Source organism: Colwellia sp. Bg11-28 (assembly GCF_002836245.1).
Lineage (GTDB): Bacteria > Pseudomonadota > Gammaproteobacteria > Enterobacterales > Alteromonadaceae > Colwellia > Colwellia psychrerythraea_A.
Genome location: NZ_PJBA01000018.1, coordinates 706,251 through 722,393, shown reverse-complemented (window position 1 = coordinate 722,393; position 16,143 = coordinate 706,251). Strand labels below are relative to the sequence as shown.

At 37.7% G+C, this 16,143-nt stretch carries 14 protein-coding genes; 7 read left to right on the top strand and 7 right to left on the bottom strand.

Going from position 1 to position 16,143, the window contains the following annotated elements; all coding sequences use genetic code 11:
- The first annotated feature begins 8 nt into the window (after positions 1-8).
- The 4 genes from CXF79_RS20355 to lpxC all read left to right on the top strand — a co-directional run bounded on the left by CXF79_RS20355 (position 9) and on the right by lpxC (position 4,600).
- Positions 9-869, top strand: a complete 861-nt coding sequence (locus CXF79_RS20355; protein WP_101157522.1) for a cell division protein FtsQ/DivIB — start codon at positions 9-11, stop codon at positions 867-869.
- A gap of 21 nt (positions 870-890) precedes the next feature.
- The gene (ftsA, locus tag CXF79_RS20350; RefSeq protein WP_101157520.1) at positions 891-2,126 is read left to right on the top strand and encodes a cell division protein FtsA; all 1,236 of its coding nucleotides are present in this window, start codon (positions 891-893) and stop codon (positions 2,124-2,126) included.
- Positions 2,127-2,251: 125 nt separating this feature from the next.
- On the top strand, positions 2,252-3,412 hold the full coding sequence (gene ftsZ / locus CXF79_RS20345) for a cell division protein FtsZ (RefSeq protein WP_011045188.1): 1,161 nt from the start codon (positions 2,252-2,254) through the stop codon (positions 3,410-3,412).
- Between the two features lie 270 nt (positions 3,413-3,682).
- Positions 3,683-4,600 carry a UDP-3-O-acyl-N-acetylglucosamine deacetylase gene (gene lpxC, locus CXF79_RS20340; RefSeq protein WP_011045186.1) on the top strand — a complete coding sequence of 306 codons (918 nt, stop codon included), beginning with the start codon at positions 3,683-3,685 and terminating at the stop codon, positions 4,598-4,600.
- A gap of 349 nt (positions 4,601-4,949) precedes the next feature.
- On the opposite strand, the gene CXF79_RS20330 is transcribed toward lpxC, so the two are convergent.
- Complete coding sequence (locus CXF79_RS20330; protein WP_101157517.1) at positions 4,950-5,456, bottom strand: DUF721 domain-containing protein; 507 nt, start codon at positions 5,454-5,456, stop codon at positions 4,950-4,952.
- Between the two features lie 69 nt (positions 5,457-5,525).
- Here CXF79_RS20330 and CXF79_RS20325 point away from each other — a divergent pair, with 69 nt between their 5' ends.
- The 3 genes from CXF79_RS20325 to mutT all read left to right on the top strand — a co-directional run bounded on the left by CXF79_RS20325 (position 5,526) and on the right by mutT (position 9,696).
- Entirely contained in the window at positions 5,526-6,422 is an 897-nt protein-coding gene (locus tag CXF79_RS20325; RefSeq protein WP_101157515.1) for a M23 family metallopeptidase, read from the top strand.
- Between the two features lie 90 nt (positions 6,423-6,512).
- Positions 6,513-9,194, top strand: coding sequence for a preprotein translocase subunit SecA (secA, locus tag CXF79_RS20320; protein ID WP_101157512.1), 2,682 nt, complete (start codon positions 6,513-6,515; stop codon positions 9,192-9,194).
- Positions 9,195-9,261: 67 nt separating this feature from the next.
- Positions 9,262-9,696 carry an 8-oxo-dGTP diphosphatase MutT gene (gene mutT, locus CXF79_RS20315; protein WP_101157510.1) on the top strand — a complete coding sequence of 145 codons (435 nt, stop codon included), beginning with the start codon at positions 9,262-9,264 and terminating at the stop codon, positions 9,694-9,696.
- Positions 9,697-9,722: 26 nt separating this feature from the next.
- Here mutT and yacG read toward each other — a convergent pair whose 3' ends face one another.
- The 6 genes from yacG to pilB all read right to left on the bottom strand — a co-directional run bounded on the left by yacG (position 9,723) and on the right by pilB (position 15,885).
- A complete protein-coding gene (yacG, locus tag CXF79_RS20310) occupies positions 9,723-9,959 on the bottom strand; it encodes a DNA gyrase inhibitor YacG (RefSeq protein WP_011045181.1) in 237 nt (78 codons plus the stop codon).
- 108 nt (positions 9,960-10,067) lie between these two features.
- Positions 10,068-10,820 carry a cell division protein ZapD gene (gene zapD, locus CXF79_RS20305; RefSeq protein ID WP_101157508.1) on the bottom strand — a complete coding sequence of 251 codons (753 nt, stop codon included), beginning with the start codon at positions 10,818-10,820 and terminating at the stop codon, positions 10,068-10,070.
- A 60-nt stretch (positions 10,821-10,880) separates the two neighbouring features.
- Positions 10,881-11,489: a dephospho-CoA kinase gene (gene coaE / locus CXF79_RS20300; protein ID WP_101157506.1), complete on the bottom strand. Its 609-nt coding sequence runs from the start codon at positions 11,487-11,489 to the stop codon at positions 10,881-10,883.
- Between the two features lie 316 nt (positions 11,490-11,805).
- Entirely contained in the window at positions 11,806-12,714 is a 909-nt protein-coding gene (locus CXF79_RS20295; protein ID WP_269801489.1) for a prepilin peptidase, read from the bottom strand.
- A gap of 93 nt (positions 12,715-12,807) precedes the next feature.
- Positions 12,808-14,067 (bottom strand): type II secretion system F family protein, encoded by a 1,260-nt coding sequence (locus tag CXF79_RS20290; protein ID WP_101157504.1) that lies wholly within the window; start codon positions 14,065-14,067, stop codon positions 12,808-12,810.
- Between the two features lie 117 nt (positions 14,068-14,184).
- Entirely contained in the window at positions 14,185-15,885 is a 1,701-nt protein-coding gene (pilB, locus tag CXF79_RS20285) for a type IV-A pilus assembly ATPase PilB (RefSeq protein ID WP_101157502.1), read from the bottom strand.
- Between the last annotated feature and the right edge of the window lie 258 nt (positions 15,886-16,143).

Genomic DNA, 16,143 nt, shown 5'->3' with positions numbered 1-16,143 from the left:
AAACGACTATGACGAAAAAACAGCAAGACAATAGTAAAAAAACAGCACAACTAGGCCAAGACAGCACTTTGTCTTTTGGTTTGGGTTTGGTGTTTTTTATTGTCGTGCTGTTTAGCCTAATAACTGTCAGTTATTGGCTTACTCAACATTTTATTGGACAAGAAAGTGCACCGGTAACTTCAATCGTAGTCTCTGGAGAAATGCCTTACAGCAAGCGTAGCGATATTATTAATGCGATAGATCAGGTTGATATGGGGAATTTCTTTCAAGTTGATGTTAATGAAGTACAAAGTTATGTACTGACTTTACCTTGGGTTTACTCAGTCGCCGTAAGAAAGCAGTGGCCTAATGAATTGAAAATATATGTGGTTGACCAAAATCCGATAGCACTATGGAATGGCGACTTTTTGATCAATCAACTTGGTCAAGTGTTTCAGGCTGATATTGAACGTATTAATCATTACCTTCCTAACTTTTTTGGTCCTGAAGGAAGCGAGTTGTTAGCTTTAGAAAACTATAGAGATCTCAATGCATTACTTGACTATAAAGCACTAAAAATTGATGAGTTAGTACTGAGTGAACGCTTTTCTTGGCAGCTAACGTTGGATGATGGCGTGACCTTAAATTTAGGCCGTGAAGAGCGAGTTGAACGTATTCAACGGTTTATGGATGTTTATCCAATAATTAAAGCACAGCTAAAGGCAAAAAAAATTACAGAAAAACAGCAAAATCAGGCGGTTGATTACATCGATTTGCGGTATGATACGGGATTGGCTGTTGGTTGGAAAACTGTAGATAGTATTACCCAACATAAGACACAAATTAAATTGCAAAAAAATAACAATAAAAATCACCCTAAATTAACATAATTAGTTAAGAGTTTAAGTTAAATGTCTAAAGCAGCAGAAAGAAAATTAGTGGTTGGCCTTGATATAGGCACCTCCAAAATATCTGTCGCAGTAGGAGAGATTACGCCAGACAACCAATTGAGTATTATTGGTGTTGGTAATCAACCTGCTCGTGGTATGGATAAAGGCGGTGTTAACGACTTGAATTTAGTTATTCAAGCAATACAACGCGCCATTAATGAAGCTGAATTGATGGCTGATTGCCAAATAAGCTCAATCTATTTAGGCATTTCAGGAAAGCATATTAGTTGCCAAAATGAAAATGGCATGGTGCCAATTAATGACAAAGAAGTTATTCAAGAAGATGTCGATAATGTCATTCATACCGCGCGTTCAGTACCTATTTCAGCCGAACGCCGTATGCTGCATGTCCTTCCGCAGGAATACAGCATTGATTGTCAAGACGGTATTAAAAGTCCGATAGGTATGTCTGGTGTACGTATGGAAGCTAAAGTTCATATCGTTACTTGTGCCAATGACATGGCTAAAAATTTAGTTAAATGTGTCGAACGCTGTGATTTGACCGCAGATCAATTGATTTTTTCTGCATTAGCTTCAAGCTATGCAGTGTTAACGGATGATGAAAAAGAATTAGGTGTGTGTGTTGTTGATATGGGTGCAGGCACAATGGATATCTCAGTCTTTACTGGTGGCACTTTACGACATACCGCGGTAATACCTGTAGCAGGCAATCAGGTAACTAGTGATATTTCTAAAATATTTAGAACACCACTAAGTCATGCTGAAGATATTAAGGTGCAGTACGCCTGTGCTTTAAAACAATTAGTTAGCATGGAAGAAAGTATTGATGTGCCAAGTGTTGGTGGTCGTCCTGCTCGTTCAATGTCGCGTCATACCTTATCTGAAGTGGTTGAACCTAGGTATCAAGAGTTATTCGAGTTAATTCAAGACGAAATTAGAGAGTCTGGTCTAGAAGATCAAATTGCTGCCGGTTATGTACTAACAGGTGGTACGGCGAAAATGGAAGGCGTACTTGAATTTGCCGAAGAAATTTTCCAAATGCCAGTTCGTATAGCTAATCCGTTATCAGTACAAGGATTAAAAGAGTATGTAAACGATCCTACTTACTCCACAGTTGTTGGCCTTCTACATTATGGTATGCAGGCGACGAGTGAAGTGAATAGTTCGGCGAAAAAACGAGAAAGTGTTAGTGACTTTTGGTCAAGAATACACGCCTGGTTTAAGGGCGAGTTTTAAAAAAATTGTGTGGTGAGCTGTTACATGGAAATAACAGTTATCTCGAATTGTTGTTAATTAAAGTAACAAATAACAACAGTTTATTAAATATTTTAAGTTATTGTAAGTAAAACGGAGAGAGAAAAATGTTTGAATTAATGGAAGACCATAGCGAAGAAGCGATAATTAAAGTTATCGGCGTTGGTGGCGGTGGTGGTAATGCCGTTGAACACATGGTTTCACAAACGATTGAAGGTGTAGAGTTTGTTACAGCAAACACTGACTCGCAAGCGTTACGTAATTCTTCTGCAGATGTCACTTTACAACTTGGCGCTGATGTCACTAAAGGGTTAGGCGCTGGCGCAAACCCTGAAATTGGCCGTTGTGCAGCTGAAGAAGATCGAGAAACTATTAAGCAAGCCTTGCAAGGTGCCGATATGATATTTATCGCAGCTGGTATGGGGGGGGGGACCGGTACTGGTGCGGCGCCTGTAGTTGCTGAAATTGCAAAAGAAATGGGGATTTTAACGGTTGCTGTTGTAACCAAACCGTTCCCATTTGAAGGTAAAAAACGAATGAACTATGCCGATCAAGGTATTGAGTTTTTATCTAAAAGTGTTGATTCACTTATTACTATTCCTAACGAAAAGTTACTGAAAGTACTTGGCCCTGGAACAAGCTTATTAGATGCCTTTAAAGCAGCAAATAACGTGCTACTTGGCGCAGTGCAGGGTATTGCAGAATTAATTACTCGTCCTGGTTTGATAAATGTCGATTTTGCCGATGTACGTACCGTTATGTCTGAGATGGGTACTGCCATGATGGGTTCTGGTACTGCTTCTGGCGATGATAGAGCACAAGAAGCTGCTGATGCTGCTATTTCAAGTCCTTTATTAGAGGATGTCGATTTAGCTGGTGCACGCGGTATCTTAGTTAATATTACCGCAGGTATGGATATTAGTATCGATGAGTTTGAAACTGTTGGTAATGCCGTCAAAGCTTTCGCTTCTGAAAATGCGACTGTTGTTGTTGGTGCTGTTATTGATATGGATATGACAGATGAGCTTCGTGTGACTGTTGTTGCTACGGGTATTGGCGCTGAAAGTAAGCCTGACATTACGTTAGTAAATCCTATGCCAATGGCTGAAGCAAAAGTTGTCGGTGGGGATTATACACCAGCTGCACCACAGGCAAATTTAGCGACTGAAGCAATAGCTATGACTGATAGCAATGCGCAGAAAGCAGCAGCAACCGACTTGGATACTTATTTAGATATTCCTGCTTTTTTACGTAAGCAAGCGGATTAATTCTCTAGGTATTAGATCTGAATTAAGTTTAACTGTTATTGGTATTTTTGATTTTAGCGCTTTTTTTTGATATATTATGCGCCCTGAAAAGAGCTTAGCTACTTTTATTCCTAAATCCATGCTTAGATTTAATAGGGAGTAGGTAGTTCATTTTAATAATGGGATAAAATGCTGCATGTAAATGACTTTATTTGGCCTCGCGCTAAGTAAAATATTTATAAAAGCAATTGCATTTATTAACCAATAAAAAGCAAAGTAAGCGAGGCTGATATGATTAAGCAACGTACATTAAAAACGAGTGTTTCAACAGTAGGTGTTGGTTTACATAAAGGTGAAAAAGTGCAGGTTACTCTCCGTCCTGCGCCAGCAAACACCGGTATTGTTTTCCGTCGTGTTGATCTTGACCCTGTGGTTGATATCAAAGCGTCACCAGAAGCTGTGGGCGAAACAACGTTATGTACCTGTTTAGTTAATGAACAGCAAGTTAAGGTTTCAACAGTTGAGCATTTACTTTCAGCTGTTGCAGGCTTAGGCATCGATAATTTAATTATTGATGTGGATTCAGCTGAAATTCCTATTATGGATGGTAGTGCCTTACCTTTTGTTTACTTAATTCAATCGGTAGGTATTGAGACATTAAATGCGCCAAAACGCTTTTTGCGTATTAAGAAACCTATTCGTGTTGAAGAAGGCGATAAATGGGCAGAGTTATTGCCTTATGAAGGTTTTAGGGTCAATTTTTCTATTGAATTTGAACACCCCGTTATTGAGAAAACTTGTCAAACCATGAGTATGGACTTTTCTAGTTGTTCTTTTATTAAAGAAATTAGTCGTGCTAGAACCTTTGGTTTTATGAAAGACATTGAGTTCTTACGCTCTCATAATTTGGCGTTGGGTGGCAGTTTAGAAAATGCCATAGTACTTGATAATTATAGAATGCTTAATAAAAATGAATTGCGTTATGATGATGAATTTGTAAAGCATAAAATACTTGATGCTATTGGTGATCTTTATATGGGCAGTGCCAGTATTTTGGGTGAATTAAACGCTTTTAAATCAGGCCATGGTTTAAATAATCTGTTGCTTAGAGAAGTCTTTAAACGGACTGATTCCTGGGAATGGGTAACCTATGAAGGTGATAAAACTTCACCGATAGAATATCAAGAAGTTAACGCCACTGCATTTTAAATCTTCCACGCTTCACGAAATGCGGACATTGATCTATACCCGTTCCACTTGAAGAGGCATGATTCAGCTGGAATTAGAAACGCCTTTTAGGCAAGGTATTGATTGAAGAGAATGGTTGTTCCCTTGTCGAAATCAATAAGGTAGCATAAAACGTTTCTAAACCAGCCCCTTGGGGAAGGCTGGGCAAATCATACTCTGCGTTACATTTCTTTTTAAGGGAATAACCCTTAATAAAAAAATGTGCCTTAATTATGAATCGCTCAGACTTCCTGAAACGAGCATCTTCAGGTGGAGCGGGTATATAACCCTTTAGGGTAGAGTGTTCGCATATTTTAATTTGTTGCCCAGCTTACTTTCTTCCTGCAACCCGTGCTAATTTCTCTAATTTTTCTTTTAAGCCTTTAGGGGCATTTTTTGCGATCTCTAAAAATTGCTTAGCGGTTTTCTCGTTAACAACAGTATTACTTTGGGGAGATCTTACAGGTACTGATTGTAAAAGATCAGTGCGTGTTTTTTCGGTAACTTCGTGGCGTTGCTGACGAAAGCCCTGTGGATTGACTTTAATTTCTATTTTATGAAAGTTACCTTCAGTGCTACTCGTTAATGCATTACAAATAGTATTGCGTTCAAACTGTAATCTTTGTCCCCAAACAGGAGACTTCACTTCTATAATTAGAGTATCTTTTCGGCAATTTGCAATATGCCAAGCATCTGCTGGCAAATCAGGGCAAATTTGCCGTACAATGTCCGCTAAGATGGTCAAAGAGTTGGTTTTTGTCTGAATATGTGCCAAAGTGCCAGTCGTTGTTTGCAATAGCGCTGACATATTAATAGGGACTTTTGATTTTCTAGCCATTGTTGTCACCAAAAATTAGCAAAATTCAATAATAATGCTTATTGAATAAATTAACCGAAATAGATACCTATGAGTTTAACACTACTATACCGAGGAAAGAACGTCCGATTTTCAATGCGGCTTACTAAATTGCATTGGTTGTCAGCGGTATGTGCCTTTGCACTAATTTCTGGGTTAATTGTTCATCTGATTGCCAGTAATAAATCACAACCTAATGGCGATAAGTACCAAGTTTTATCTCAAAATCATCTAGCTCCGATTCAGGTGAAAGATCAACAAATTACCGCACTAACAATTAAATTAGCTGAATTACAAAGCCAAGTATTACGTTTAAATGCTTTGGGTGATCGTTTGGCTGATGATGCTAGCATTCCTGAAAAAGAATTTAACTTCAACCAGCTCCCCGTTAGCGGTGGGCCAGCTTCGAATACTTTTTTAGTGAATGATAAAACACTAGAACAACTCTTTATTGAAATTGAGCGTTTTGAAAGTGAGATAAATTATGAAGAAAAACAGCTTCTAATGCTTGAATCTTTGACTTTTGGTCACCATATACAAAATAATGGCTACTTATCAGGTAGACCGATAACTAAAGGCTGGTTATCTTCATATTATGGCGTACGTAAAGACCCATTTAATGGTAAACCTACAATGCACAAAGGCGTTGATTTTGCTGGGAAAGAAAATACCGCTATTATTGCGACTGCTTCAGGCGTAGTTACTTGGGCAAGTAAACGCTACGGCTATGGGCAACTCATTGAAATAAACCACGGTGGGGGATTAACTACTCGCTATGGTCATAATAAAGATTTACTGGTAAATGTTGGTGATGTTGTAAATAAAGGGCAAAATATTGCGCGTATGGGCAGTACTGGCCGCTCAACAGGCCCGCATGTTCACTATGAAATATTAAGAAATAATAAACAAATTAATCCAATTAAATTTGTTTATCGCAAAGGGAAATAACCGACAAAGACATTAAGCGGTTATCATTATACATTCACGAAAGGTGGCGAACGTAGCTACTAATAATTCTCACTAAATGGTTTAAATAAGATGTTTGGAAATTTGTTAACAAAAATGTTTGGTAGTCGAAATGATAGATTACTAAAACAAATGAGCAAAGAAGTAACTAAAATAAATGCACTTGAACCGGTATTAGAAGCGTTAAGTGATGAAGAATTAAAAGCCAAAACCACAGAGTTTAAGGAACGATTTACTCAAGGCGAAACAGTAGAACAATTGTTAGTTGAAGCTTTTGCTGTCGTTAGAGAAGCCAGTAAACGAGTGTTTGGCATGCGTCATTTCGATGTGCAAATGATTGGTGGCATGGTACTAAATGAAGGCAAGATTGCCGAAATGCGTACTGGTGAAGGTAAAACATTAACGGCAACTTTGCCGTCATACCTTAATGCGTTAACCGATAAAGGTGTTCACGTTATTACTGTCAATGATTACCTAGCTACTCGTGATGCAGATTGGAGTCGTCCTTTATTTGAATTTCTTGGCTTAACTGTTGGCTGTAATGTTGCCGGAATGACAACTCAAGATAAACAAGCTGCCTATCAATCAGATATCACCTACGGCACAAATAATGAATTTGGTTTTGATTATTTACGTGACAATATGGTGTTCTCACCGCAAGAGCGCTCTCAAAAACCACTACACTTTGCCATTATAGATGAAGTAGATTCAATCCTAATTGATGAAGCTAGAACGCCACTGATTATTTCAGGTCAAGCTGAAGATAGCTCTGCACTTTATAAGACAATTAATACTTTAGTACCGACGCTTGAACAGCAAGAAGAAGAAGATAAAGAAGGTGAAGAAAGCACGGGTGATTTCACTATTGATGAAAAAGCCAAGCAAGTTTATTTAACAGAGCGTGGTCAAATTCATATTGAAGAGATCATGGTTGAAAAAGAGTTACTCACTGCGGGTGATACTTTATTTTCAGCGGCCAATATAACGTTATTACACCATGTTATGGCAGCACTTCGTGCTCATAAATTGTTTCAAAAAGATGTCGATTATATCGTAAAAGATGATGAGATAGTTATTGTTGATGAGCATACGGGTCGAACAATGGAAGGTCGTCGTTGGTCTGAAGGTCTCCATCAGGCAGTAGAAGCCAAAGAAGGCGTTAATATTCAAAATGAAAATCAGACGCTAGCTTCTATCACCTTTCAAAATTATTTCAGAATTTATGAAAAATTATCTGGTATGACCGGAACAGCAGATACTGAGGCTTTCGAGTTCAATCATATCTATGGTCTAGAGACTGTTATTATTCCTACTAACCAGCCAATGGTTCGTAAAGATTTGTCTGATTTGATTTACTTAACTACAGAAGAAAAATTTGAAGCTATTTTAGCTGATATACAAGATTGCGTGAAACGAGGGCAGCCTGTTCTTGTCGGCACTATTGCGATTGAAACTTCTGAGTTCTTATCTGATTTCTTGAAAAAGGCAAAAATTAAGCACAAAGTACTTAATGCTAAATTTCATCAGCAAGAAGCTGAAATTGTCGCTGATGCAGGTAAAGAAAATGCAGTCACAATAGCAACCAACATGGCTGGCCGTGGTACTGATATCGTTTTAGGTGGCAATTTAGATGCCACTATCGCTAAATTAACTAACCCTAGCGAAGATGATATCGCTAAAGCTAAAGCTCAGTGGAAAATTGACCATGAACGTGTACTTGAGTTGGGTGGTTTACATATAGTTGCTACAGAACGTCATGAGTCTAGACGAATCGATAATCAACTTCGTGGACGTTCAGGTCGACAAGGTGATGAAGGTTCAACGCGTTTTTATCTATCAATGGAAGATTCATTGATGCGTATATTTGCTTCAGAACGTATTTCAAATATGATGCGTAAGTTAGGCATGGAAAAGGGTGAGGCTATTGAGCACCCTTGGGTTACTCGTAGTATTGAAAATGCACAGCGTAAAGTTGAAGGCCGTAACTTTGATATGCGTAAGCAATTATTAGAATATGATGATGTTGCTAATGATCAACGTGGTGTTATCTATGAGCAACGTAATGAATTACTTGATAATGAAGAAATTGGTTCAGTTGTTGAAGCAATTCGCAGTGATGTGATTAATGGTGTAATCGATCAGCACATTCCGCGTCAATCATTAGACGAAATGTGGGATATCGAAGGCCTTGAAGAACAATTAAAGGGTGAGTATGCAACTGAACTGACCATCGCTAAATGGCTTGAAGATGATAGTAAACTTCATGAAGAAAGCTTACGCGAAAAAATCATTACTGAATTTGAACAAGCTTATAAAGATAAAGAAGAAGCTGTTGGCGTAGATGTTTTACGTCAGTTTGAAAAAGCAGTGATGTTACAAAGCTTAGATTCACATTGGAAAGAGCATTTATCAGCCATGGATCACCTGCGTCAAGGTATCGGGTTGCGTGCTCACGCACAAAAGAATCCTAAACAAGAATTCAAGCGTGAATCCTTTGAATTATTTACTGAAATGTTAGATAACTTAAAGTATGACGTTGTAGGTATTTTATCTAAAGTACAAATTCGTGCTGAGTCTGATGTTGAAGCGGTAGAAGAGCAACATAGAAAGTCTGAAGAAGTGCCAATGGATTTCCAACACCAATCAGCATCAAGCCCTAGTGAGCAAGCACAAACTCCTCGCGTGGGTCGTAATGAACCTTGTCCATGTGGCTCAGGTAAAAAGTATAAACAATGTCATGGCAAGCTTGCCTAGTTGCTAGCCTAGTTATTAATAAATGCCAGTCATAAGACTGGCATTTTTATTTTAGAGAAATGAATTTATGAGTAAAGTTGTGCACGTTGCGGTAGGAGTTATCACAAGGGCAAGTGAAGATGAAAGTTGTCAATATTTCTTAACTAAGCGACTAGAAAAGGCCCATCAAGGCGGAAAGTGGGAGTTTCCAGGTGGTAAGGTGGAAAACAACGAAACAGTTGCTCAAGCACTTGCTAGGGAGCTTAAAGAGGAAGTAGCGATTGACGTGTTATCTTGTCAGCCACTCATTAAAATTGAGCATACATACCGAAGTAAAGAGGGAGAAGACAAAGGAGATAAGAGTGTTTGTTTGGATGTTTTTATCGTTGATAACTTCACCGGTGAACCAAGTGCACAAGAGGGGCAAGGTCAGGGCTGGTATAGTTTGAATGAACTTGAGAAGCTAGACTTTCCAGAAGCCAATAAAACCATTATTGATAAGCTCGTAGAAAGGTCTCTCTAGTGAGGCCTTTCTCGTTCGGCTATGGTTTATTCTGGCTCAACAAAAAATTTGTTATTAAGTAAAAATTCGTCTTCCATTGCATCCAGCATTTCTTCTGATAAAACAGTATCAACTTGAATGTTTTGGCTGATTTTATGACTTTCTTCTGCCCACTCTCCAAGATCAATGAGTTGACAGCGTTTACTACAAAAAGGTCTAAATTCGCTACTTGCTTGCCATACAACAGTTTTTTGACATTGCGGGCAAGGAACTTTTAAGGTCATGGTCGTATTTTATTTAAATTTTAAAGTATTTCTAATTATACACGAAAGCTAGTTGCATGGAATCATTTGAAGGCTGGTAGTGTATATAAAGCAGTAAAGGATAATTGGCTAGCAGCGAGCTAATTGAAAGGCAGTAGCTTGGTTAGCGTACCTGCGCCCAGTATGTTGACAAGGCAACATAAAGCGGATGGAATAGCGGAATTTGTTACCACTAACTGTTGGATAATATGCAGCATCCTTTGCTAACTTTATTCGCAATAATAAAAGCCCTTCACCGTTATCTTGATAAAAACCACTATCCACTTCTATTAACTCAAACTCAGCGCGTAGTCGGATAAATTTAAGCACTATTGCTAGAGCAGACGATATATCACTTAATAGATTGAGCCATTGCTGAACTTCTTGTTTTGTTTGTACTTCATTTTGGTGAAGCCAGAAGTGCAATTGTGGCAAGTCAAAACTAGAGCTTCCACCCTGAATGGCAAAACGTTGTTTTAAGCAAGAAAGTAATTTATCTTCTTTTAATAACCACCAAGTGGGTCGTGGAATTCTCAAGTGACTAACTAATTTAACCGTTTCAGACAAATTCTTTTGAAGTGCACTAGTGTCTACGTCAGGAACTTTTGACCAAACAACAAGATTTTGCTCTAGCTTCTCTAAATCTTTGATTAAATCACCACGGGTATCATTCCGCTCTAAGGTATCTAATATGGAAAATAAGGCATTAAAAAAAACTTGATGGCTAGTCAGTATACTGAGATCACCACTAAGGCATGAGTAAGCCTGAGCGAAGAGTTGCTCAAGTTTTAGGTAGTTTCGTATTCGCTCATTGAGCGGATGTTCATATAAGACCGTAGACATACAAAGTTTTGTAACCAGTTAACCAAAAATGTAAATAAAGAACTATTTCATTGTTGATTTTTAAACCATTTTTGTCAAGGTTAAATACTTTTTATCAAGCGATAGAACAGCCTCTTTGATTTCTGACAAAGGCGAATCATCATTGTTAATAATATCATCGGCAACATTTACTCTGGCAGCACGGCTTGTCTGACTTGCTATTATTGCTTTGATTTCTTGTGCAGAACTACTATCTCGTACTAGGGTGCGTGTTATCTGAGTTGACTCACTCACATCAACAATTAATACACGATCAACTAATTCAAGTAGGTTATTTTCAATGAGTAAAGGGGCAACTAAAATACAATACGGGCTTTTTGCTTCTTTAGTCTGCGTCACAATCTTAACGCGTATTAAGGGGTGTAATAACTTATTCAACCAAAGCTTATCAGCTTTATTGCTAAATATTCGACTGCGTAATAAAGGTCTATTCAGGTGACCATCAGCTTGAATATAGTCATCGCCGAAGTGCTTGGCAATTGCTTTTAATGCAGGGCTGTTAACTGCAACAACTTCTCTAGCGATAATATCAGCATCAATAATTTCAATACCCAATGCTAGAAAGTAATTGGTAATTGTGGTTTTACCACTACCTATTCCGCCAGTAAGACCAATAACTAGTTTAGACATAATTAAAATAGCTCAGACATGTTGAGTGTAACTTATACCAATCCGTATAAAAAAGTGATCGCTTAGCGAGAGTTTAAAGGCTTAGAGGCAAGACATTGATTGCAGAGAATGGAATTCCCTTGTCAAAATCAATAACGCGGCATATAAGCCTTTAAAACTCGCCCTTCGGGAACGCATGGACACCATGATAACTGCACAAAATTTGTTTGATGTAGAATAACTATATCTACTCACATTTTGTTTGCTCTTATGTCGCCCATGCTATTCTAAGTGCTCACTTATTTATATGGAATGGTATTATAACTTAACTTGTGAATTAAAGAATTTTTTGTAAATACCATGACCAAATACCATCACCCCATAATAAAGTTATCCAACCAGCTACCGCTAAATATGGGCCAAAAGGGATGCCTTGCTCTCTTTGATGGTTTTTGAATAGCATTAAAGTAATACCAACAATTGCTCCAACAACGGATGCCATTAAAATCAGAACAGGTAGTAATTGCCAACCGACCCAAGCACCAAAAACAGCAAACAATTTAAAGTCGCCATAACCCATGCCCTCTTTACCTGTTATTACTTTAAAGAGCCAAAAGATAGAGAATAGGCTCATGTAACCAACGACTGCTCCAATGACAGCATCGGTTAATGGGATAAAAGTCCCGTTTATGTTTATCAGTAAACCTAACCATAAAAGTGGTAGTGTAATTTGATCAGGTAATAACATGTGGTCAAAATCTATCATGGTAAGTGTAATCAAACACCAAGTGAGTAACAAAACCCACAGTGTAGATATTGTTACCCCAAAATGCTGAGCAACAATAAGGCTTAGTAACATGGTAGAAAGTTCAATTATAGGGTAACGGGCCGAAATTTTATTAGTACACTGGCTACACTTCCCCTTTAGTAATAACCAACTTAATACTGGGATGTTTTCATAAAAGCGAATTTTATGATCACAGTTGGGGCAGGTAGAGTCAGGTTTAGATAAGGTGATTTTAGTGAGTTTTTTTGCTTTAACATTAGCAACTTCCTCAGCTAAAAACTCTCGGCAATCATGATACCAGACATATTCCATCATTTTAGGGGTACGATAAATGACAACATTAAGAAAGCTACCTATGATCAATGAAATTAGGGCAACCGCAATATAGAAAAAGGCAGGTGATTGAATGAATAACTGGGATAAGTTGGCGAAAAAAGATAAAAAATTAGAATATAACAAAGTGGCTTCCATGTTTAAAACTGCAGTTATAGATGATTTGGAATATTTAAGATAGAGCTGCATTAGTATATAGCAGCTCAATTCTTATATAGATTATACGACATTACCTATTTCAAAAATTGGTAAATACATAGCAATAATCAAACCACCAATAACGACACCCAATACAGCCATAATCATCGGCTCCAAAAGAGCGGTTAAACCATCTACCGCATCATCAACTTGCTGCTCATAGACATTTGCCACTTTAGATAACATATCATCAACTGCTCCTGACTCTTCACCAATAGCCACCATTTGAATAACCATATCAGGAAAAATGTTACAGTTTCTCATGGCTAAGTTCATCTGCATACCTGAAGATACCTCAGCACGAACTTCTAGTATTGCATCCCTAAATACGGCATTGCCTGAGGCGCCAGCAGCAGAATCTAAAGCGTCAATCAATGGAACACCAGCAGCAAAAGTTGTTGATAATGTTCTCGCGTAGCGAGCAACGGCGGCTTTCTCTAATAAATCCCCAATAACAGGTATTTTAAGTATATTTTTATCAACATTATCACGTAACTTTTGGCTATTTCTGTGGGCACGCTTAAATAAGAAGAATGCTAGGTATAGTCCAGCTAAACCAAAATACCAATAGGCCTGCATAAACTCAGATATACCAATAACAAAAAGAGTGAACCCTGGTAATTCAGCACCGAAGCTAGAGAAAATTTCCTGAAAGACGGGTACGACAAAGATAAGCAAAATAGATGTTACAATAAATGCTATTACTAAAACGGCTATAGGATAAGTCATTGCTTTTTTTATTTTTGATTTTAGTGCTTCGCCTTTTTCTTTATAGGTAGCAATACGTCCATAAATGGTTTCTAAAGCACCTGACTGCTCTCCAGAGGCAACTAAATCACAATAAAGGTCATCGAAATATAGTGGGTGATCACGCAAACAGTCAGATAAAGGGATGCCAGAAGAAAGCTTAGTAACAATATCTCCCAGTAGTTGTCGTATTTTTCCGTTATTATGTCCTTTGCCTATCATTTCAATAGTCTGCACTAATGGTACACCAGCACCTAGCATAGTGGCTATTTGTCTGGTAATAACAGCAATGTCCATAGGAGTTATTGCTTTATCTCCACTTCCTAAGCCAAATAATGCTTTAGCTTTCTTCTTCACACGACTTGGGGTTATACCTTGCTTACGTAATTGTGACTTTAGTTCGATTATGTTATTAGCAGGGAGTTCACCGTTAATTTTTTTTCCTTTACGGTTTACTCCATGCCAAACAAAGATATCTTGCTCTTTGATTTTAGTTTTATCTTTAGCCGGTTTTTTTTTTGTCGTGATAGCCATAGTTAACCCTGATCCATGAATACTTTACTTTTTGTTCTTTTAATAAAGTTAGTAAAGTAATATATGAGTAATAAGTAAATTATTTTGTTAGTGTTTGTAAATTAACTGAAAGTCACTTTATGCGCTAGTTACTCTGTTAATTTCTTCTAAACTTGTCATTCCGTTCATTGCTTTAATTAATCCCGACTGACGTAAATTGTTATAACCTTCTTTTTGGCATTGTTTAGCAATGTCTAGAGAGTTACCTCCTTCCATAATGATAGAAGCTATGGTGGGGCTAATCTTTATTACTTCATAAATACCTACGCGTCCTTTATAACCACCGGTACAGTGAGTACAGCCTACTGGCTTAAATAATTTAATTTCAGATAGTTTATCTGCAGGAAAACCTTGCTCGGCTAATTGCATTTCTGATAAAGGCTCTTCTTCTTTACACTGTGGGCATAATCGTCTTGCCAAACGTTGGGCGATGATAATAGAAACTGAACTGGCGACGTTATAAGAAGGAACACCCATATTAAGTAGGCGAGTAAGTGTTTCAGCTGCTGAGTTTGTATGCAGGGTTGATAGAACCAAGTGACCAGTTTGTGCTGCTTTTATCGAGATTTCAGCGGTTTCTAAATCTCGAATTTCACCCACCATGACAATATCGGGATCTTGTCGTAAAAATGAACGTAAAGCACTTGGAAAAGTTAAACCAGCACGATTATTGATTTGTACTTGGTTTATACCTTCAAGGTTGATCTCGACAGGGTCTTCCGCGGTAGATATATTACGTTCTTGCGTGTTTAATATATTTAAACCGGTATAAAGTGATACCGTTTTACCTGAACCTGTTGGTCCAGTAACTAAAATCATACCTTGCGGTTGCTCTAATGCTTCCATGTATATTTTTTTCTGAGCGGGTTCATAACCCAGCATGTCTATACCCAGCATAGCGCTTGATGAATCTAGTATGCGCATAACTACTTTTTCACCCCACATGGTGGGTAAAGTACTGACACGAAAATCAATAGATTTTTTCTTGGATAATGCGAGCTTTATCCGGCCGTCTTGTGGTACGCGACGCTCTGCTATATCCAATTTCGACATAACTTTCAAGCGGGCTGCCATTCTAGAAGACAGACTTACTGGCGGCCTAGCTATTTCAGATAAAATGCCATCAATACGAAAACGAATACGAAATGACTTTTCATAAGGTTCAAAATGTAAATCGGATGCACCTTTTTTGATCGCATCAAGTAATATTTTATTGATAAAAACAACAATAGGCGCATCATCTTCACCGGTAGCGTTATCTTCGTCTTTCCTAACATCTTCAACATCGATACCAGCTAACTCATCTGCATCGATGTCACTTATATTTAGTGCATCACTTTCATCTTCTAGTACTTTTTCAATACAAGCTTGTAGACTCTTCTCGTCACATAATACTAATTCGGTACTGTAACCGGTATTAAATTGTATTTCTTCTAAAGCATCTAAATTTGTCGGGTCTGACATTGCAACAAAAAGTACTTTGCCTCTTAAGTACAGCGGTAATGCATTATGCTTAGCAATGAGCTTTTCGTTTCGTATGCCATCCGGAATTAGGCTAGTATCGTAACTTTTCAGCTGAATTAGTGGGTAGCCAAAGCTTTTAGAAAGTACTTTAGCAATACTATTTCCATCAATACTTTTGTTTTCAATCAAAAAACGAATAAAAGGTATATTCTTACCAACGAAGTCAGCCGTAATATCATCGATTGATGCTAAAGGAATGAGGTTCTGCTTTGATAGTGCAGATAGCAGACTCGCTTGCTGGTGATTTCCTTTCATAACTTTTAGAGATAACCTTTTGGAAATGTTGGGATTGTATTTATTAGATTCAGTGTAACTTATAACAGAATATAAAGCACAAAGAGATTTATATTCTAAACGAGAAAATCTTGAATAAGTACGGCTTTTATTGAATGTAGATTAAGTCATAGACTTTTCATATTCTTAATATAATAGAGCAAGTGTTTAGCGGTAATTTCTCATGTTTAAGTACTATAGATAATTAGATGAAAAAAAAGCCCCTAATAAAGGAGCTTT

Excerpts from the sequence above, each read along its gene's own strand:
- coaE (WP_101157506.1), bottom strand. The coding sequence starts at position 11,489 with ATGTCTAAACTAGTTATTGGTCTTACTGGCGGAATAGGTAGTGGTAAA.
- mutT (WP_101157510.1), top strand. The coding sequence starts at position 9,262 with ATGAGTAAAGTTGTGCACGTTGCGGTAGGAGTTATCACAAGGGCAAGT.
- ftsA (WP_101157520.1), top strand. The coding sequence starts at position 891 with ATGTCTAAAGCAGCAGAAAGAAAATTAGTGGTTGGCCTTGATATAGGC.
- secA (WP_101157512.1), top strand. The coding sequence starts at position 6,513 with ATGTTTGGAAATTTGTTAACAAAAATGTTTGGTAGTCGAAATGATAGA.
- zapD (WP_101157508.1), bottom strand. The coding sequence starts at position 10,820 with ATGTCTACGGTCTTATATGAACATCCGCTCAATGAGCGAATACGAAAC.
- lpxC (WP_011045186.1), top strand. The coding sequence starts at position 3,683 with ATGATTAAGCAACGTACATTAAAAACGAGTGTTTCAACAGTAGGTGTT.
- CXF79_RS20330 (WP_101157517.1), bottom strand. The coding sequence starts at position 5,456 with ATGGCTAGAAAATCAAAAGTCCCTATTAATATGTCAGCGCTATTGCAA.
- yacG (WP_011045181.1), bottom strand. The coding sequence starts at position 9,959 with ATGACCTTAAAAGTTCCTTGCCCGCAATGTCAAAAAACTGTTGTATGG.
- pilB (WP_101157502.1), bottom strand. The coding sequence starts at position 15,885 with ATGAAAGGAAATCACCAGCAAGCGAGTCTGCTATCTGCACTATCAAAG.
- ftsZ (WP_011045188.1), top strand. The coding sequence starts at position 2,252 with ATGTTTGAATTAATGGAAGACCATAGCGAAGAAGCGATAATTAAAGTT.
- CXF79_RS20355 (WP_101157522.1), top strand. The coding sequence starts at position 9 with ATGACGAAAAAACAGCAAGACAATAGTAAAAAAACAGCACAACTAGGC.
- CXF79_RS20325 (WP_101157515.1), top strand. The coding sequence starts at position 5,526 with ATGAGTTTAACACTACTATACCGAGGAAAGAACGTCCGATTTTCAATG.
- CXF79_RS20290 (WP_101157504.1), bottom strand. The coding sequence starts at position 14,067 with ATGGCTATCACGACAAAAAAAAAACCGGCTAAAGATAAAACTAAAATC.